Consider the following 19,208-nt stretch of genomic DNA (forward strand, 5'->3'; position numbering starts at 1 on the left):
CGGGAAGCCTATATGAAAATGGTTCCCGTTTACTACAGTGCGAGGCCCGTGAGGACCAGCACCCGCTCGTAGGTGTAGTCGTCCATCGCGAACTTCACGCCCTCGCGGCCCACCCCCGACTGCTTGGCGCCGCCGTACGGCATCTGGTCGGCGCGGTAGGAGGGCACGTCACCGATGACGACACCGCCGACCTCCAGCGCGCGGTGGGCGCGGAAGGCGACCTGGAGGTCATGGGTGAACACACCCGCCTGGAGGCCGTACTTGGAGGAGTTGACGGCCGCGAAGGCCTCGGCCTCGCCGTCGACCTTCCGCACGGTGAGGACCGGTCCGAAGACCTCCTCGCAGGCGATCTTGGTGTCGGACGGTACGTCGGTGAGGACGGTCGGCGCGTAGGAGGCACCGTCGCGCTTGCCACCGGCGAGCAGCGAGGCGCCCGCGGCGACGGCCTCGTCCACCCAGGTCTCGACGCGCTTGGCCGCGTCCTCGCTGACCAGCGGGCCGACGTCGGTGGTGTCGTGGGACGGGTCGCCGGTGACCTGGGCCTCGACGGCGGCGACGATACGCGGCAGCAGCCGGTCGTACACGGAGGCGTCGGCGATGACCCGCTGCACCGAGATGCAGGACTGGCCGCCCTGGTAGTTGGAGAAGGTGGCGATACGGGTGGCGGCCCAGTCCAGGTCGGCGTCGCTCGCGAAGTCGCCGAGGACGACGGCCGCGCCGTTGCCGCCCAGCTCCAGGGTGCAGTGCTTGCGCGGCACCGAGTCCATGATCGCGTAGCCGACCTTCTCGGAGCCGGTGAAGGAGATGACCGGCAGCCGCTCGTCCTGGACGAGGGCGGGCATGCGGTCGTTGGAGACCGGCAGGATCGACCAGGAGCCGGCCGGCAGGTCCGTCTCGGCGAGCAGGTCGCCGATGATCAGCCCGGACAGCGGGGTCGCGGGCGCCGGCTTGAGGATGATCGGCGCGCCGGCCGCGATCGCCGGGGCGACCTTGTGGGCGCACAGGTTCAGCGGGAAGTTGAACGGCGCGATGCCCAGCACGACGCCCTTCGGGAAGCGGCGGGTGAGCGCCAGCCGGCCCTGGCCGCCGAGGTCGGTGTCGAGCCGCTGGGCCTCGCCGCCGTTGAAGCGCCGGGCCTCCTCGGCCGCGAACCGGAACACCGAGACGGCCCGGCCGACCTCGCCCCGGGCCCACTTGATCGGCTTGCCGTTCTCGGCGGAGATCAGCTGGGCGATCTCCTCGGTGCGCTCGACGAGCCGCTTGCTGACGTGGTCGAGGGCGGCGGCACGGACGTGGGCCGGGGTGGCGGCGAACTCCTCACGCACGGCGTACGCGGCGGCCACGGCCTCCTCGACCTGCGCGTCCGTCGGCACGCTGACCTTGCCGACGAGTCGCCCGTCCCACGGGGAGGTGACGTCGAAGCTGTCCTCGCCGGTGGCCTGGCGGCCGGCGAGCCAGAAGGCGTGGGTGGAAGTCATAGTGGCGTTCCCGGCCCTTCCGCGTTGGGGGGTGTGCTGTGCTGTGGCTTTTCGTGGTCCACGGTAGGGGTGGTGGGGCGCGGGAGCGCTTGTCCGAGTCGTACTGGTGGACGGTCGGCGTACTACGGTTTGGCGCGGTGGGCGTCCCGTGTGGTGGCGCGGTCGGCGGGAGGGCGGGTCGACGCGCGCAGGAACAGCCACAGCGCGCCGAGCAGCACCGTGCACAGACACCAGCTGGCCCCCACGTCCAGCGGCCAGTGGTAGCCGCGCCGGACCAGCCCGTAGGACACGGCGAGGACGAGCAGACCGGCCGTGGCGACGGCCAGCCGCCGGGCGAGGGCCGTCAGCAGCCACGGCAGCAGGATCATCGCCGCCGAGCCGTAGGCGACGGCCGCCGTCGCCGTGTGCCCGGAGGGGTAGTAGCCGGTGGCGGGCGGCACGGCGGGGGTGCCGGGCCGGGCGGTCCACTCTTTCAGGGGTACGACGATCAGCGGCACCAGTGTCATCAGGACGACGGACGCCACGGGCGGCAGCCACCAGCGCCGCTGCCCCGAGGCCTGCCCCTGCAGGGCCACGTACACCGTCACCAGCACCAGCACCGGCACCGCGATCTGCACGTCTCCCAGGTCGGAGAGCAGCTCCGAGAAGCGGTCGGGGTGGATCAGGGCCCGGCTGAGACGGTCGTCCGGGCCCAGCAGGGGGCCGTCGACGGCGACCTGCCAGGTGATCAGTGCGAAGAGGAGGGCGGGGAGGCCGAGGAGGATCGCCGGCAGGCCGGGGCGGGGGGCGCGGGGCTCCGCCCCGGTCCCCGCGCCCGCCGGGGCCGCTGGGGGCGTCGCGGTGGGCACGCCCTCGGTCTGCTGGTCGGGGCTGGTCGACATGCCCTACAGCCTCTCAGGCACGGGGCATGGCGTGCGGCACGCTGCGGGAGCGGGGTACGTCGTACGGGTGCGGGTGTGTTGTGGCTGGTCGCGCCCACGCGGCGGAGCCGCACATCGGCACGGCCCCGCGCCCCTTGATCGCCTGCGGCGATCAGGGGCGTGCCCGGCGAAGGCGCGCCATGCTTCTCAGGTGGCGGCGGGTCAGGCCGCTGAGTTTTCTGCGTATGCGTCGCTTGAGGTTCTTCGGCTTGCGTTTGGCCTTCGCCGAGGTGATGTCCAGGCTGAGGTTGCCGTACGCGGTGTAGTACGGCTTGACCGCCAGGCCGGCGCTGCTGCCGCCGACGGCCGGGGCGAGGTCGTCGGCCTTGCGGGCGCCGTAGCGGCGGCGGGTGCTCAGGCCCTGGGTGCGGACGGTGAGGTAGACGTCCCACACCCCCTTGGTCAGCGGGCCGCCGTCCAGGGCCCTGGTGATGTCGACGTCGACGGTGAAGCCCGCCGTGCCGTGGGCGGCGTCGAGCGCGGGGGCCGGTGCGGGCCGTACGGGGATGCGCACCTCACGGCCGTCACCACGTGCCCGCAGCACCAGTTCGGTGGCCGGCTCACGGGTGGGCACCTTCTCGATGAAACCGTGGCCGCGCAGCCGGAGGACGCCACGGCGCCCCTTGCGCTGCCACTGCACGGCGTCCAGCCGGTCGTCCTGGCGCAGGTCGCCGGTGACGTCGTAGCAGGAGTCGGGAATGCCGGCCCGCTCGTCACGGAAGTACGGGTAGGCCGCGTGGGCGCGCCCGTCGTCCACGACGATGTCGTGCGAGGCGTGCCCGGCCCGCTCCTCCTTCAGGAACTCGATGATCTCGATCAGCTCCCGCCGCAGGCCGTGCCGTGCGCAGTGGGCGAAGAGGCGGTGCGGGACGGTCATCAGGGCGTCGAGTTCCGGGGTGTATAACGCGTCCACGTGTTCCTTGACGATCCCCATGGCCTTGAGCTGCTCGCTCTCCTCCAGCAGCGGGAACCGCCAGGAGAAGGAGTCCAGCAGGCCGCCCCGGAAGGTCCGCAGCAGCGCGGCGTCGCGCACCGGGCCGGGTTCGCTGTACGCGCTGATCGCGGCCATGATCCGCCGGGCGGTCTCGAAGCGTTTCGCGAGGTCGCTGTAGCTGCTGGTGATGTTGCCGTTGTCGTCGCGCTTGACCTTGAAGTAGCAGTCCTCGTCGGCGACCACCGAGACCACGGAGGCCTGAAGATACGCCTTGGTGACGAAGAGACGGTCCTCGCCGATGCGGATGTCCTCGTCGAAGCGCAGCCCGCGCTCGTCGAGGAACGAGCGCCGGAACAGCTTGTGCGGGGTCAGGGCGTACCAGACGCGGGAGGTCCCGAGGTCGACGACCTCCTGGTTGGCCTCGAACATGGAGCGGGGCACGTCGCAGTCCACGCCGACGTACTTGCCCAGCACCACGTCGGAGCCGTTGCGCTCGGCCATCTCGACCATGCGGCGCAGGGCGTGCGGGCCGAGGTAGTCGTCGGCGTCCAGGAAGAAGACGTAACGCCCCCGGGCCAGTCCGATCGCGACGTTGCGCGGGCCGCTCGGGCCGCCGGAGTTCGGCTGGTGGACGACGCGTACGAGGTCGGGATACGCGGCGGCGAAACGGTCCAGCTCCTTGCCGGTGCCGTCGGTCGACCCGTCGTCGACGGCCAGGCACTCGAGTGTGTATTCCCCCAGTGACTGCTCGACCACCGACTGCAGGCAGCGGGTCAGATAGGGCATGGCGTTGTAAGCGCCTATGACAACGGTGATGACAGGTTCCGACACCAATTCCCCCCCGGGAACCGTTCATGACAAGTAGGCCCTAGTTTTACCCTTCGTTTACTGGTTTCGCAAAGGGTTCAACTGTCCTCTACGCGTTAACAGTTGATTTCCCGTCATGTTGTGTGCGGGGCGCGTCGGCGGGGCCGCGCTCCTTGAAAGAACGAAGACCCCGGACGCAGTCCGGGGTCCCGTGCCGTGGTCTACACCTACGACGAGGAAGAGAAGGAGGTCGGCCACCCCGGAACAGGGGGGGAGGTTCCGGGGTGGCCGTCCGGATCGGAACGCCGGCCGCCCCGGGGGGTTTGGGGCGGGCGACTGTCCGATCGGTGAGGAGATCCGGAGCCGGAGGCTCCGGTTGTGTGCGCGAGGGCACGACCAGGTCGAAGCTGGGGAGGCCCCGGCCTGGGGTTCGCCCACAGTCCCCTGTGAGCGGGTGTATCTCTCATCTGGGTAGAACGTACGGCAGTGGCACCCGGTGCAACAGGCGGAATCCCGTCCCGCCATCCACCCCGCACACCTTCTTCACACCGTCTGCCGTCCGTGGGAATCAGCTGTGCGGGGCCTGGGCTCAGATGCGCGTGACGTCGGCCGTCAGATGCGCGCGAAGGCCTGCTCGATGATGTCGAGGCCCTCGTTCAGCAGGTCCTCGCCGATGACCAGCGGCGGCAGGAAGCGCAGCACGTTGCCGTAGGTACCACAGGTCAGGACCAGCAGGCCCTCCTGGTTGCAGGCCTTGGCGAGCGCGGCGGTCGCCTCCGGGTTGGGCTCCTTGGTCGTACGGTCCTTGACCAGCTCGATGGCGATCATCGCGCCGCGTCCGCGCACGTCACCGATGATGTCGAACTTGTCGGCCATGGCGGTGAGGCGGGCCTTCATGATCGCCTCGATGTTCTTCGCCCTGGCGTTGAGGTCGAGCTCCTTCATCGTCTCGATCGAGCCGAGCGCGCCCGCGCAGGCGACCGGGTTGCCGCCGTAGGTGCCGCCCAGGCCGCCCGCGTGCGCGGCGTCCATGATCTCGGCGCGGCCGGTGACGGCGGCCAGCGGCAGACCGCCCGCGATGCCCTTGGCGGTGGTGATCAGGTCCGGGACGATGCCCTCGTCCTCGCAGGCGAACCACTGGCCGGTGCGGCAGAAGCCCGACTGGATCTCGTCGGCGACGAAGACGATGCCGTTGTCGGCGGCGAACTTGCTGATCGCCGGCAGGAAGCCCTTGGCCGGCTCGATGAAGCCGCCCTCGCCGAGCACCGGCTCGATGATGATCGCGGCCACGTTGTCCGGGCCGACCTGCTTGGTGATCTGGTCGATGGCCTGCGCGGCGGCCTCGGGGCCGGCGTTCTCCGGGCCGGTCGGCCAGCGGTAGCCGTACGCGACGGGCACGCGGTAGACCTCGGGCGCGAAGGGGCCGAAGCCGTGCTTGTACGGCATGTTCTTCGCGGTCAGCGCCATCGTCAGGTTCGTACGGCCGTGATAGCCGTGGTCGAAGACGACGACCGCCTGGCGCTTGGTGTAGGCGCGGGCGATCTTGACGGCGTTCTCGACGGCCTCGGCGCCGGAGTTGAACAGCGCGGACTTCTTGGCGTGGTCCCCCGGGGTGAGCTCGGCGAGGGCCTCGGCGACCTCCACGTAGCCCTCGTACGGGGTGACCATGAAACAGGTGTGGGTGAAGTCGGCGAGCTGGGCGGAGGCGCGGCGTACGACGGCCTCGGCGGAGGCGCCGACGCTGGTCACGGCGATGCCGGAGCCGAAGTCGATCAGACGGTTGCCGTCGACGTCCTCGATGATGCCGCCGCCCGCGCGCGCGGTGAACACCGGCAGCACGGAGCCCACGCCCTGCGCGACCGCGGCGACGCGGCGGGCCTGCAGCTCCTGCGACTTCGGGCCGGGGATGGCGGTGACGATCCGGCGCTCCTGCGGAAGGGCGGTCATGACGGGCTCCTGGGGGTTTTCTTCTGTTTCCTTTGTTTCCTTTCTCGCAGGCTAGGACGGGGAACGGGGGGTCGGCATGCTCCATGTGGGCGTTGTCGGCGGGGCCGGTTGTCCGCCGTGGACAGTGACGGCCGGCCGGTGATCCGCGCAGGCCCGGCCGCGTAAGCGGTGAACTCCCCTTGCGGGGGCGTTAGATTGGCCGCTGACGGTGGACGGAACGGCTGGTCAGGGGGCAAGGGCGATGGACAGCGACGGGACGCGGGACGCGCGGGGCACGCATGCGAATCCTGTGCCGCGCCCGGCGGGGCCGCCGGCGGTGCCGCCGCGACCCGCGGCCCCGCCGCCCGCGTCGGCCGTGGGGAGCTGGCTCGACGAGCCCCGGCCGGCGGCGAAGCCCGGCATCTGGCGCTTCGGGTACCGGCTGCCCAAGGCCGCCCGGCCGACGGAGCGGCTGGCGCCGGTGACGGTGATCGGCATGCTCGTGCCGCTGGTGGTGGCGCTGGTGCTGTGGTCGCTGTGGCGGCGGGGCAGCCTGCCGTACCAGTTCACGCTGCTGCGGCTGTTCACCCCGGGCGACTGGTGGTGGGGCGGCACGATCGCCTCGCCGAAGACCAATGAGGGCGCCGAGGCCCGGGTGGTCTACGACGGTGTCTTCTTCGCGGTTCTCCTGTTCTCCATGGGCCGGCTGGGCGGCTGGCCGCAGGCGCTGCGGCACTTCGTGGGCCGCCGTCCGCAGCCCGTCCGTGCCCTGCTCGCCCTGCTGTGCGCGCTGGCCGCCCTCAGCTTCGTGTTCCCCGGCGCCTTCGGGGTCGGCTGGGACGCGCTGCCGGTCGTCGACCCGCTGTTCTCCCTGATCGTCCTGATCAGCGGGAGTTACGAGCTGTTCGCCTCCGTCCTGTTCACGGACACCCTGTACGCGGTCGTCACGCTGCTCGTGGTGTGGCCGTTCGCCCTGGCCGGCGGCTGGTGGCCGTATCTGAAGGAACGACTCGCCGCCCGGGGGGACGGGAAGGCGCCCGCCCCCGCCGTCGCGCGGCCCCCCGCCCAGTGGCCCGAGCTGCGGGACGCCGGGCAGGGCGAGGCCGCCGAGCTGCTCACCGGCGAGGTGGCCGCCGGGCGGATGAACGACGTGGACTGCGCGCGGGTGCGCCGGGCCTGGTCGCTGGGGCTGCCCGACTTCCGGGAGACCGTGCTGCGGCAGGGCGGGGCGGCCTGGACCCACCCCTCCGGCGCCCGCGACCTGCCCCGGCGTGCCGCGCGCCACGACCTGCTCGCCGGACAGGTGCGCATCGGCCGCTGGGTGGCCGCCGAGCGCACCCCGGTGACGTACCACGACGCGGGCGCCGCGCTCGGCCCGGACGTGCTGGGTACCTCGCTGCTCGCGGTCGGCCCGTCCGGCTCGGGCAAGACCCGCACGCTGGTCGAGCCGCTGACGGAGGCGCTGGCCCTGCAGGCGCTGACCGGCGGCTGCGCGGTCGTGGCGGTGTCCTCCCCCGGCGGCGCCCCGCTCGGCGCCGACTCCTCCTTCGACGTGATCGTCAGGATCGGCGACCCGTCCTCGGTGCACGATCTGGACCCGTACGCCGAGTCCGACGACCCCGACGAGGCGGCCGCGATCCTCGCCGAGGCACTGGTCGGCGACCTGGACACGGTGAACGGCCAGAGCGCGGCGACCGCGCTCGCCCAGCTGCTCGGCCCCTACCGGGCCGCGCACGGCCGCTTCCCGGGGCTCGCCGAGCTGCGCGAGCTGCTCGAGGGCGAGCCGGGTGCGCTGGCCGCGCTGCGGGAGGCGGTGGCCGGGGACGAGGTGATGCGCCGTGAGCTGGAGGCGCGGATCCGGCAGACCGGTACGCCCGGCGACCCGGGCCGCGCCCTCGCCGACCGGCTCGCCCTGCTGAACCGGCCGGTGTTCGCCGAGTTCTTCGGCGGCGGCGGGGAGGCGCACCGCGGGTTCTCGCTCCGCGCCGTCGCCCACCATCCGCTGCGGGTCCGCGTCGACCTTCCCGAGCGGGGCCACGAGGAGGCGGGACGGCTGATCACCCGGCTGGTCCTCGCCCAGTTCCACGCGGTCGTACGGGAGGGCCGGCGCGGGCACTTCGTCTGCCTGGTCCTGGACGACGCGACGGGGGCGGTGACCGCCGGGTCCGTGCGCCGGATCCAGCGGCTGCGCTCGCAGAACGCGGGCGTGGTCCTCGCCCTGCGGACCGTCGGCGACGTGCCGGAGGCGCTGCACGGGCCGCTGTACGGGGCGGTGGGCTGCCGGATGGCGTTCTCCGGGATCACCACCTGGGACGGCAGCCGGTTCGCGCAGGCCTGGGGCACCGAGTGGGTGGAGACCACGGAGGTCGCCCAGCACACCGTGTTCGCCGACCAGCCGATGACCCGCGCCATCCACGCGCTGCGCAAGCTGGTCACCGGCAAGGCGGTGACCACCGACGCGGTGACCGTGAAGCAGGTGGAGCGGGAACGGTGGTCGGCGTCACAGCTGGCGCACGAGGTGCCGCCGGGTCACGCGGTCCTGTCCCTGACGAGCGTCGGGGGCGAGCACGCGCCGCCGCTCCTGGTCGACCTGAGGGGCTGAAGGGGCGTACGGGCACCTCGCCAGTGAGGCAGAATCGGCACAGGCCGTTCATACGCGGCGGCCAAAGGATCATTCTCCCCGACTGAAGGCCCCATGCCTCCCACGCTCGCCTCGCTCGTCCACCACTCCGCGCTCAAGCTGACCGTGCGGGCGGGCGAGGACCGCCTGGACGTGCCGGTGCGCTGGGCGCACGTCAGCGAGCTCGCGGACCCCGTGCCGTACATGGAGGGCGGGGAACTGCTGCTGATCACCGCGCTGAAGCTGGACGCGGAGGACCCCGAGGCCATGCGGCGCTATGTGAAGCGCCTGGTCGGGGCCGGGGTGGTCGGGCTCGGCTTCGCGGTCGGGGTCAACTACGACGACGTCCCGAAGGCGCTGGTCGACGCGGCGGAGCAGGAGGGCCTGCCGCTGCTCGAGGTACCGCGCCGTACGCCGTTCCTCGCGATCAGCAAGGCGGTGTCGGCGGCGATCGCGGCCGAGCAGTACCGGGCGGTGACGGCCGGGTTCGCGGCCCAGCGGGAGCTGACGAAGCAGGCGCTCTCGGACGGCCCGGAGGGGCTGCTGGCCTCGCTCGCCTCGCAGGTCGACGGCTGGGCGGCGCTGTACGACGCCTCGGGCGCCGTGGTCGCGACCGCGCCGGAGTGGGCGGGCCGGCGGGCGGCGCGGCTCACGGCGGACGTGGAGCGGCTGCGCGAGCGGCCGGCGCCCGCGTCGGCGGTGGTCGGCGGGGCGGGTCCGGCCGAGAACGGCGAGGCGGCCGAGAACGCCGACCGGATCGAGCTGCACACCCTGGGCACCGGCCGCCGCCCGCGCGCCGCGCTCGCCGTCGGCACGGCGGCCGCCCTGGGCACGGCGGAGCGGTACGCGGTCCACTCGGCGATCGCCCTGCTCACCCTCACGACGGAACGCTCCCGCTCCCTGCACGCGGCGGAGCAGCGCATCGGCACGGCCGTCCTGCGGATGCTCCTGGCGGGCGAACCGGACCACGCCCGCGCCGTCGCCGGCGACCTGTACGGCGAGCTGCTGGACGCCCCGTTCCGGGTGATCGTCGCGGAACGGCCGTCGGCCGGCACCGAGCCGGACGGCGACCCCCTCGGCGGCCTCACCGAAGTGGTGGAGTCCGCCGCCGCCCGCTCCGGCGAGGCGGTCCTCGTGGTGCCCGAGGGCGAGCGGCTCGTGGTGCTGGCGGCGGACGGGGGCGCCGCGGTCGCGGCGGTCACCCGGTACACGGCGGCGCTGGAGGGGGCGCGCGCGAACGGTGAGGGGCGCGAGGACGAGGAGCTGGTCGTCGGCCTGTCGGCACCGGCCGGTCCGATCGCGGCGGCAGCGGCGTACCGGCAGGCCGAGCAGGCGCTGTCGGTGGCCCGGCGCAGGGGCAGGGTCTTCGTCGAGCACGAGCAGGTCGCGGCCGGCTCGGTCCTCCCCCTGCTCGCGGACGACGCGGTGAAGGCGTTCGCGGACGGTCTGCTGCGGGCGCTGCACGAGCACGACGCGACGGGCCGCGGCGACCTGGTCGCCTCGCTGCGCGCCTGGCTCTCCCGCCACGGCCAGTGGGACGCGGCCGCGGCCGACCTCGGAGTCCACCGCCATACGCTGCGCTATCGGATGCGGAGGGTCGAGGAAATCCTCGGTCGCTCTCTTGATGATCCCGACGTGCGGATGGAGCTGTGGCTGGCGCTGAAGGCGACGGCGCCGGAATGAGAAGCGGCTGTGCAGCACCGGTAAGGGGCGCGGGGAACTGCGCGACCAGCCACGATGGCGCCGCAGCCGACTGACGACGGGTCCCGGCACTGCGCCTAGTCGGCCAAACCGGCGGCAGCCTCATGCATCGCCAGTTCCAGGAGGGACGGGTCGGTCAGGGTGCCGGTGCCGTCCGGTGGGACCAGCCAGCGGACGGCACCGGTGGAGCGGCCCGGGTGGGGGACGACGATCCAGGTGCCGGCGCCGGCCGTGCGGATGCCGGTGCCGATCCAGCGGGCCGCCGTGCCCGGTGGCACGAAGAAGCCCATGCGGTCGTCACCGAAGTCGACCAGCACGGGCCCCGGCTGGTCGAGGATGCGGGTGAGCACGTCGAGCGTGGGATAGCCGAGCCGGCCCGGCAGGATGAGTACGTCCCAGGCCCTGCCCGCCGGCAGCAGCGCGACCCCCAGGGGGCCACGTTCCCACTCCCAGCGGCAGGCCTCGGGATCCGGTGCGACGGATGCCAGCCACTCGGCCGCCGTCTTCGCCCCAGCCATGAGAAGACCTCCCTCTCTCGTCGACGCGGTCGCGTCACGAGGGAGAGGGAGGCCCTGGCCTGCCATTACGCGGGTTGTGCCCACCCGTTGGAGTGAACCGGGTCACAGGCCGCCGACAGCGGTCAGCTGTCGAAGCCCAGCCCCAGCCGGTCCATGGCCCGCAGCCACAGGTTGCGCCGGCCGCCGTGCGCGTCCGCCCGTGCCAGCGACCACTTGGTGAGCGCGATCCCGGTCCAGGCGAACGGCTCGGGCGGGAAGGGCAGCGGCTTCCTGCGGACCATCTCCAGCGCGGTGCGCTCGGTCCGCTCCCCCGCCAGGAGGTCCAGCATCACCTCGGCGCCGAACCGGGTGGCCCCGACGCCCAGGCCCGTGTATCCGGCCGCGTAGGCGACCTTCCCCTGGTGGGCGGTGCCGAAGAACGCCGAGAAGCGCGAGCAGGTGTCGATCGCCCCGCCCCAGGCGTGGGTGAAGCGGACCCCCTCCAGCTGCGGGAAGCAGGTGAAGAAGTGCCCGGCGAGCTTGGCGTACGTCTGCGGCCGGTCGTCGTACTCGGCGCGGACGCGGCCGCCGTACGGGTAGATCGCGTCGTACCCGCCCCACAGGATCCGGTTGTCGGCGGACAGCCGGAAGTAGTGGAACTGGTTGGCGGAGTCCCCGAGGCCCTGCCGGTTCTTCCAGCCGATCGAACCGAGCTGCTCGGCGGTGAGCGGTTCGGTCATCAGCGCGTAGTCGTAGACCGGGACGGTGTACGCCCGTACCCGCTTGACCAGGTTCGGGAAGATGTTCGTGCCGAGGGCGACCTGCCGGGCCCGGACCCTCCCGTACGGGGTGCGTACGGTCATCCCGGCGCCGTAGGCCTTCAGGTCCAGCGCGGGCGTGTGCTCGTAGACGCGGACGCCGAGCCGGACGCACGCCTTCTTGAGGCCCCAGGCGAGCTTGGCGGGGTGGAGCATGGCCACGCCCCGCCGGTCGTACAGGCCCGCCTCGAAGGTGGGCGAGGCGACCTGTTCGCGGACCGCGTCGGCGTCGAGGAAGTCGATGCCCTCGGCGAGGCCCTTGCGGTCGAGTTCCTCGTACCAGTCGCGCAGTTCCCACGCCTGGTACGTCTCGGTCGCGACGTCGATCTCGCCGGTGCGTTCGAAGTCGCAGTCGATGCCGTGCCGGGCGATCGCCGCCTCGATCTCGTCGAGGTTGCGCGCGCCCAGCTCCTGCAGTGTGTGGATCTCGTCCGGCCAGCGGGCCAGCCCGTTGGGCAGCCCGTGGGTGAGGGAGGCCGCGCAGAAGCCTCCGTTGCGGCCCGAGGCGGCCCAGCCCACCTCGCGGCCCTCCAGCAGCACCACGTCCCGCCGCGGGTCGCGCTCCTTGGCGACGAGCGCGGTCCACAGTCCGCTGTACCCGCCGCCGACGACCAGCAGGTCGCAGGTCTCGGCGCCGGTGAGGGCGGGCTCGGGGTGGGGCTTGCCGGGGTCTTCCAGCCAGTACGGGACCGGCTGGGCTTCGGACAGTGCCTTTGTCCAGTTGTTGTCTTCTGTGCCACGGCTCATGGCGCTTGGGGCCATGATTTCAACTCCCCACGGAGGGTTTCCGAAAGGCTTACGCCTTTTGCTTGCGACGGCGGTTTCCGATGACCATCGAGGCCAGGACGAGCAGTACGGCGACGAGGAACATGGCCGTACCGATGACGTTGATCTGGACGGGCGTTCCGCGCTGTGCCGAACCCCAGACGAACATGGGGAAGGTGACGGTCGAGCCCGCGTTGAAATTGGTGATGATGAAATCGTCGAAGGAGAGCGCGAAGGCGAGCAGCGCGCCCGCGGCGATTCCGGGGGCCGCGATGGGCAGGGTGACGCGCAGGAACGTCTGCGCCGGTCCGGCGTAGAGGTCCTGGGCGGCCTGTTCCAGGCGGGGGTCCATGGACAGGACGCGCGCCTTGACGGCGACCACGACGAAGCTGAGGCAGAACATGATGTGGGCGATCAGGATCGTCCAGAAGCCGAGCTGTGCACCCAGGTTGAGGAAGAGGGTGAGCAGCGAGGCGGCCATGACGACCTCGGGCATCGCCATCGGCAGGAAGATCAGCGAGTTGACGGCGCCCCGAGCGCGGAAGCGGTAGCGGACCAGCGCGAAGGCGATCGCCGTGCCGAGCAGGGTCGCGCCGATCGTCGCCCAGATCGCGATCTGGAGGCTGAGCGACAGCGAGTCGCACATGCCGGCGACCCCGCAGGGGTCCTTCCAGGCGTCCGTGGAGAACTGCTGCCACTCGTAGTTGAAGCGGCCCTTCGGTTTGTTGAAGGAGAACACCGTGACGACGACGTTGGGCAGCAGCAGATAACCGAGGGTCAGCAGGCCCGCGATGACGACGAGATTGCGCTTGAACCAATTGACGACTGACATGTCAGACCAGCTCCTCCGTCCCCGCCCGGCGGATGTAGAAGGTGACCATGAGGAGAATCGCCGCCATGAGGATGAACGACAGGGCCGCCGCCGTCGGATAGTCCAGGACGCGCAGGAACTGCGTCTGGATCACGTTTCCGATCATGCGGGTGTCGGTCGAGCCGAGCAGTTCCGCGTTGACGTAGTCGCCGGCCGCCGGGATGAAGGTCAGCAGGGTGCCGGAGACGACACCGGGCATCGACAGCGGGAAGGTGACTTTGCGGAAGGTGGTGATCGGCTTGGCGTACAGGTCGCCGGCCGCCTCGTGGAGCCGTACGTCGATGCGCTCCAGCGAGGTGTAGAGCGGCAGGATCATGAACGGCAGGAAGTTGTACGTCAGACCGCACACGACCGCGAGCGGGGTGGCGAGGACCCGGTCGCCGGAGGTCCAGCCGAGCCAGGTGGTGACGTCCAGGACGTGCAGGGTGTTGAGGACCCCGACGACCGGGCCGCTGTCCGAGAGGATCGTCTTCCAGGCGAGGGTGCGGATCAGGAAGCTGGTGAAGAACGGCGCGATCACCAGGATCATGATCAGGTTCCGCCAGCGTCCCGCGCGGAAGGCGATCAGGTAGGCCAGCGGGTAGCCCAGGATCAGGCAGAGGATCGTCGCGGAGGCCGCGTAGAGGACCGAGCGCAGGAACTGCGGCCAGTACTCGCTCAGCGCGTCCCAGTAGGTGGCGAGGTGCCAGGTGACCTTGTAGCCCTCCTCCAGTGAGCCCGTCTGCACGGACGTGGAGGCCTGGTAGATCATCGGCAGCGCGAAGAACACGAGCAGCCAGAGAATGCCGGGCAGCAGCAGCCAGTACGGCGTCCAGCGGCCCCGCTTGCGCGGCGGCTTCTTCGCGGGAGCCTCCGGGGAGAGCGGCGGGGGCGCCTCGGTGAGCGTCGCCATGTCAGACCGCCGCCTGTTCGTCGATGCCGGCGTCGATGTCCTGGGCCGCGTCGAGTCCGAAGGTGTGGGCGGGGGCCCAGTGCAGGACGACGTCGGCGCCGGGGACCAGCCGGGAGTCGCGGTCGATGTTCTGGGCGTAGACCTCGAACTCGGGGCAGACCTGACTGTCGATCACGTACTGGGTGGAGACGCCGATGAACGAGGAGTTGGCGATCTTCCCGGTGATGCGGTTGCGGCCCTCGGGGATCTCGCCCGCGTCGTCGGCGTGGGTGAGGGAGATCTTCTCCGGGCGGACGCCGACCAGCACCCTGCCGCCGGCCGTGGTCGGCGCGGAGCAGCGGGCCTCGGGGAGGACCAGCTTGCCGTCGCCCGCCTTCAGCACGATGTCGTCGCCGCTCTTGGTGTCGACCTCGGCCTCGATCAGGTTGGAGGTGCCGAGGAAGTTCGCGACGAACGTGGTCTGCGGGTTCTCGTACAGGTCGGTCGGGGAGCCGAGCTGCTCGACGCGGCCCGCGTTCATCACGGCGACCGTGTCGGCCATGGTCATGGCCTCCTCCTGGTCGTGCGTGACGTGTACGAAGGTGATGCCGACCTCGGTCTGGATGCGCTTGAGCTCCAGCTGCATCTGGCGGCGCAGCTTGAGGTCGAGGGCGCCGAGGGGCTCGTCGAGGAGGAGCACCTTGGGGTGGTTGATGAGGGCGCGGGCGACGGCGACGCGCTGCTGCTGTCCGCCGGAGAGCTGGTGCGGTTTCTTGCGGGCCTGCTCACCGAGCTGGACGAGCTCCAGCATGTCCTCGACCTGCTTCTTCACGCTCTTGACGCCCCGTCGGCGCAGACCGAAGGCGACGTTCTCGAAGATGTCGAGGTGCGGGAACAGGGCGTAGGACTGGAAGACGGTGTTCACCGGACGCCGGTACGGCGGGAGGACCGTGACGTCCTGGTCGCCGAGGTGGACGGTTCCGGAGGAAGGTTCCTCCAGTCCGGCGATCATGCGCAGGGTGGTGGTCTTGCCGCAGCCGGAGGCGCCGAGCAGGGCGAAGAACGAGCCCTGCGGGACGGTCAGGTCGAGCGGGTGCACGGCGGTGAAGGAGCCGTAGGTCTTGCTGATGCCGGAGAGGCGGACGTCGCCGCTGCCGTTGTCGGTGGTCTTCATCGATGTCACGCCCCAGTGAGCTTCGCGAACTTCGCCTCGTAGGCCGTCTCTTCCTTCGTGCTCAGCGAGCGGAAGGCGTGGGACTTCGCCTGCATGGCCTTGTCGGGGATGATCAGCGGGTTCGTCGCCGCATCCTTGTCGATCTTCGCAAGCTCGGCCTGCACCCCGTCGACGGGACAGACGTAGTTGATGTACGCGGCGAGCTCGGCGGCCGGCCCCGGCTCGTAGTAGTAGTCCATGAGCCGTTCGGCGTTCGTCTTGTGACGTGCCTTGTTGGGGATCAGCATGTTGTCGCTGGACGTCATGTAGCCGCTGTCCGGGATGACGAAGTCGACGTCGGGGCTGTCCGCCTTCAGCTGGACGACGTCACCGGCCCAGGCGATACAGGCCGCGAAGTCGCCGCTGGTGATGTCGGAGGTGTAGTCGTTGCCGGTGAAGCGGCGGATCTGGCCGCTGTCGACGCCCTTCTGGAGGCGGGCGATGGCCGCGTCGTAGTCGTCGTCGGTGAAGTTCGCCGGGTCCTTGCCCATGTCCAGCAGGGTCATGCCGATGCTGTCGCGCATCTCGGTGAGGAAGCCGACCCGGCCCTTGAGCTTGGGGTTGTCGAGCAGGTCGGAGACCGACTTCACCTCGACGCCGTCGAGCGCCTTCTTGTTGTAGGCGATGACGGTGGAGATGCCCTGCCAGGGGTACGAGTAGGCCCGCCCGGGGTCCCAGTCGGGGCTGCGGAACTGCTCCGACAGGTTGGCGTAGGCGTGCGGCAGGTTGGAGGCGTCCAGTTTCTGGACCCACCCGAGGCGGATCAGACGGGCGGCCATCCAGTCGGTGAGGACGATGAGGTCGCGGCCGGTGTCCTGGCCCGCCGCGAGCTGCGGCTTGATCTTGGCGAAGAACTCGTTGTTGTCGTTGATGTCCTCGGTGTACTTCACCTTGATGCCGGTGCGCTCGGCGAAGGCGTCGAGGGTGGGGTGGCGCTTACCGCTCTCGTCGACGTCCATGTACTCGGTCCAGTTGGAGAAGTTGACGGTCTTCTCCTTGGCCGAGTGGTCCTCGGCGGACGTGCCGCCCTTGGCCTGACCGGCCGCGGGGATCCCGCAGGCGCTCAGCGCTCCGAGGCCGCCGAGGGTGAGCGCGCCGCCGGCGGAGGCGCGCAGCAGCGACCGGCGGGTCATGGCCGCCCTGCCGCTCCGGAAACTGCGCCGTATGGCGGCCACTTGGGCCGGGCTCAGGCGGTCGGGCTCGTACTGCTCCATGCGCGTGGTGCCCTTTCGGGAGGTCCGGCCGTGGTCGGCGGCCGATCGTCGTCGCTTATGAGTCCCCGAAGATGGTGCGGTGCCAGGGCTTCCGGACAACCGCGGTGTTATCGAACATAACGTGTTTGATCTGGGTGTACTCCTCGAACGAGTACGCTGACATGTCCTTGCCGAAGCCGGAGGCCTTGTAACCGCCGTGCGGCATCTCGCTGATGATCGGGATGTGGTCGTTGATCCACACGCATCCCGCCTTGATCTCGCGGGTCGCCCGGTTCGCCCGGAAGACGTCCCGGGTCCACGCGGAGGCCGCGAGCCCGTACGGGGTGTCGTTGGCGAGCCGGATGCCCTCGTCGTCGCCGTCGAAGGGCAGCACGACCAGGACCGGTCCGAAGATCTCGGACTGGACGACCTCGCTGTCCTGCGTCACGTCCGCGATCAGGGTGGGGAGGTAGTACGCGCCGTCCTTGAGCTCGCCCTGGGGCGCCTCGCCGCCGGTCACCACGCGCGCGTGGGCACGCGCCCGGTCGACGAAGCCGGCGACGCGGTCGCGCTGGACGTGCGAGATGAGCGGGCCGAGGTCGGTGCCCGGGGCGAACGGATCCCCGACCCGGACGGTCTCCATGAGGGCGGCGGTCCGCTCGACGAACGCCTCGTACAGGGACCGCTGCACGTACGCGCGGGTGGCGGCCGTGCAGTCCTGGCCGGTGTTGATGAGCGCGCCCGCCACGGCGCCGTTCACGGCGGCCTCCAGGTCGGCGTCCTCGAAGACCACGAAGGGCGCCTTGCCGCCGAGCTCCAGGTGGAGGCGCTTGACGGTCGCGGTGGCGATCTCGGCGACCCTCCTGCCCACGGCGGTGGAGCCGGTGAACGAGGTCATGGCGACATCGGGGTGGCCCACGAGATGCTCACCGGCCTCCCGGCCCGTCCCCGTGACGATGTTGATCACACCGTCGGGGATGCCGGCCTCCGTCGCCGCCTGGGCGAAGAGGAGGGAGGTGAGCGGGGTGAGCTCGGCGGGCTTCAGGACGATGGTGTTGCCCGCGGCGATCGCCGGGAGGATCTTCCAGGCGGCCATCTGGAGGGGGTAGTTCCAGGGAGCGATGGAGCCGACGACGCCGATGGGCTCGCGGCGGACGTACGAGGTGTGGTCGCCGGAGTACTCACCGGCCGACTGCCCCTGGAGATGGCGGGCGGCGCCGGCGAAGAAGGCGGTGTTGTCGATCGTCCCCGGGACGTCGAACTCACGGGTCAGCTTCAGCGGTTTGCCGCACTGGAGGGACTCCGCGCGGGCGAAGTCCTCCGCGCGGTCGGCGAGGACGGCGGCGAAGCGGTGCAGGGCGTCGGAGCGCTCGGCGGGGGTGGACCCGGACCAGCCCGGGTAGGCGGCGCGGGCGGCGGCGACGGCCGCGTCGACGTCGCTCGTGGAGGCCAGCTCGTAGGTGAGGACCTCCTCGCCGGTGGCCGGGTCGACCACGGCGTGGGTGCGGCCCGAGGTGCCGTGGGTGAGACGGCCCGCGATGTACTGGGCGCCGGCCGCGAAGCGTTCGTGTGCGGGGAACCTGTCGGCGGTGTCCGGGGTGGCGGTGCCCGGGTTCTGCATGTCGCTCTCCTCCGCCTTCGCCCCGCGTGGTGCGGGGGCGGGTGGCGTAGCTCCAGCTTGATTTGAGTGCCGATCCTGACAGAGCAACGGCACTCCAACAAGTGATTCCGTTGTTGCCTTTTGGTTACGCGACGGAATCTGTCGACCAGGTGTCGAGTCGGGGCGGAAAAGGCGGGACGCAGTGTCAGTGGTGGCTGCCATGCTGGCGTGCATGGAGAAGATCGATGGTCGGGAGGCCCTGGTCAGAGAGGTCCGGGCGGGGGCGAGGATCAGGTATCTGCACTTCTGGGGACACCGGCCGAGGCCGGACGGCCGTTTGGGCGCGAGCTGTCTGAGTCAGTGGTGGCCGTCACCGTTCGTGGTGGACGGCGTCACCTATGCGACGGCCGAGCACTGGATGATGGCGGAGAAGGCACGGCTGTTCGGCGACACGGAGGCGGAGCGGCGGGCGCTGGCCGCCGCTCATCCCTCCCAGGCCAAGAAGGCCGGGCGACTGGTGCGCGGCTTCGACGAGACCGTGTGGCAGCGGGAGCGGTTCCGGATCGTCGTCGAGGGCAGCGTCCACAAGTTCGCCGCGACCCCGGAACTGACCGCCTTCCTTCTCGGCACGGGCAACCGCGTCCTCGTCGAGGCAAGCCCCGTCGACCGCGTCTGGGGCATCGGCCTCGCGGCAGACGACGAGGCCGCCATGGACCCGGAGCGCTGGCGGGGCCCGAACCTACTGGGCTTCGCCCTGATGGAGGCGCGGGGGCGGCTGCGGGGGGACTGAGTCCTCCGGGGACCGGGCCGGGGGTGGGGGCCGAAACTGCTGGGGTTCGGGCTGATGAAGGCGCGGGGGTCGCTGCGGGGGGCTGAGTCCGGGAATCGGACCGCGGCGGCCGGACGGGGGCAGCAGCGGCCGGACGGAGGGCCGCGGAAGCCGGCCACGCCCGGTACATCGCCTCGCTGGACCGTCGACCCGGCGAGCGAGGCC

Annotated in this window: 14 protein-coding genes and 1 pseudogene; 3 read left to right on the plus strand and 12 right to left on the minus strand. The window is 71.2% G+C overall.

Features of this window, described 5'->3' with window-relative positions; all coding sequences use genetic code 11:
- Positions 1-32 precede the first annotated feature (32 nt).
- The 5 genes and pseudogenes from ACIRF9_RS34090 to gabT form a co-directional block, all read right to left on the minus strand.
- Complete coding sequence (locus ACIRF9_RS34090) at positions 33-1,478, minus strand: aldehyde dehydrogenase family protein (RefSeq protein WP_403830162.1); 1,446 nt, start codon at positions 1,476-1,478, stop codon at positions 33-35.
- 122 nt (positions 1,479-1,600) lie between these two features.
- Positions 1,601-2,359, minus strand: coding sequence for a phosphatase PAP2 family protein (locus tag ACIRF9_RS34095; protein WP_403830165.1), 759 nt, complete (start codon positions 2,357-2,359; stop codon positions 1,601-1,603).
- Between the two features lie 151 nt (positions 2,360-2,510).
- The gene (locus ACIRF9_RS34100) at positions 2,511-4,163 is read right to left on the minus strand and encodes a glycosyltransferase family 2 protein (RefSeq protein WP_403830168.1); all 1,653 of its coding nucleotides are present in this window, start codon (positions 4,161-4,163) and stop codon (positions 2,511-2,513) included.
- 224 nt (positions 4,164-4,387) lie between these two features.
- Positions 4,388-4,606: pseudogene (locus ACIRF9_RS34105) on the minus strand (phosphoesterase); the annotation flags it as partial.
- A 145-nt stretch (positions 4,607-4,751) separates the two neighbouring features.
- A complete protein-coding gene (gene gabT, locus ACIRF9_RS34110; protein ID WP_403830170.1) occupies positions 4,752-6,086 on the minus strand; it encodes a 4-aminobutyrate--2-oxoglutarate transaminase in 1,335 nt (444 codons plus the stop codon).
- A 241-nt stretch (positions 6,087-6,327) separates the two neighbouring features.
- Between gabT and ACIRF9_RS34115 the strand changes: the two genes are divergently transcribed.
- Together ACIRF9_RS34115 and ACIRF9_RS34120 are read left to right on the plus strand one after the other, a co-directional pair.
- Entirely contained in the window at positions 6,328-8,667 is a 2,340-nt protein-coding gene (locus tag ACIRF9_RS34115; RefSeq protein WP_403830172.1) for an ATP/GTP-binding protein, read from the plus strand.
- Positions 8,668-8,760: 93 nt separating this feature from the next.
- Positions 8,761-10,368 carry a PucR family transcriptional regulator gene (locus ACIRF9_RS34120; protein ID WP_403830174.1) on the plus strand — a complete coding sequence of 536 codons (1,608 nt, stop codon included), beginning with the start codon at positions 8,761-8,763 and terminating at the stop codon, positions 10,366-10,368.
- A 95-nt stretch (positions 10,369-10,463) separates the two neighbouring features.
- On the opposite strand, the gene ACIRF9_RS34125 is transcribed toward ACIRF9_RS34120, so the two are convergent.
- The 7 genes from ACIRF9_RS34125 to ACIRF9_RS34155 form a co-directional block, all read right to left on the minus strand.
- Positions 10,464-10,904: a hypothetical protein gene (locus ACIRF9_RS34125; protein WP_403830177.1), complete on the minus strand. Its 441-nt coding sequence runs from the start codon at positions 10,902-10,904 to the stop codon at positions 10,464-10,466.
- A gap of 122 nt (positions 10,905-11,026) precedes the next feature.
- A complete protein-coding gene (locus tag ACIRF9_RS34130; protein ID WP_403830179.1) occupies positions 11,027-12,463 on the minus strand; it encodes an NAD(P)/FAD-dependent oxidoreductase in 1,437 nt (478 codons plus the stop codon).
- A gap of 34 nt (positions 12,464-12,497) precedes the next feature.
- A complete protein-coding gene (locus tag ACIRF9_RS34135) occupies positions 12,498-13,298 on the minus strand; it encodes an ABC transporter permease (RefSeq protein ID WP_403830182.1) in 801 nt (266 codons plus the stop codon).
- A gap of 1 nt (position 13,299) precedes the next feature.
- Complete coding sequence (locus ACIRF9_RS34140; RefSeq protein WP_403830185.1) at positions 13,300-14,229, minus strand: ABC transporter permease; 930 nt, start codon at positions 14,227-14,229, stop codon at positions 13,300-13,302.
- A gap of 1 nt (position 14,230) precedes the next feature.
- The gene (locus ACIRF9_RS34145) at positions 14,231-15,382 is read right to left on the minus strand and encodes an ABC transporter ATP-binding protein (RefSeq protein WP_403830187.1); all 1,152 of its coding nucleotides are present in this window, start codon (positions 15,380-15,382) and stop codon (positions 14,231-14,233) included.
- 5 nt (positions 15,383-15,387) lie between these two features.
- On the minus strand, positions 15,388-16,635 hold the full coding sequence (locus ACIRF9_RS34150; RefSeq protein WP_403830189.1) for a spermidine/putrescine ABC transporter substrate-binding protein: 1,248 nt from the start codon (positions 16,633-16,635) through the stop codon (positions 15,388-15,390).
- Positions 16,636-16,690: 55 nt separating this feature from the next.
- Positions 16,691-18,235, minus strand: coding sequence for a gamma-aminobutyraldehyde dehydrogenase (locus tag ACIRF9_RS34155; protein WP_403830191.1), 1,545 nt, complete (start codon positions 18,233-18,235; stop codon positions 16,691-16,693).
- A gap of 211 nt (positions 18,236-18,446) precedes the next feature.
- On the opposite strand from ACIRF9_RS34155, the gene ACIRF9_RS34160 reads away from it, so the two are divergent.
- Positions 18,447-19,004, plus strand: a complete 558-nt coding sequence (locus ACIRF9_RS34160) for an NADAR family protein (protein WP_403830193.1) — start codon at positions 18,447-18,449, stop codon at positions 19,002-19,004.
- Positions 19,005-19,208: the final 204 nt, after the last annotated feature.

The sequence above is a fragment of the Streptomyces sp. NPDC096132 genome (assembly GCF_044763345.1).
In the GTDB taxonomy this organism is placed as follows: Bacteria; Actinomycetota; Actinomycetes; order Streptomycetales; family Streptomycetaceae; genus Streptomyces.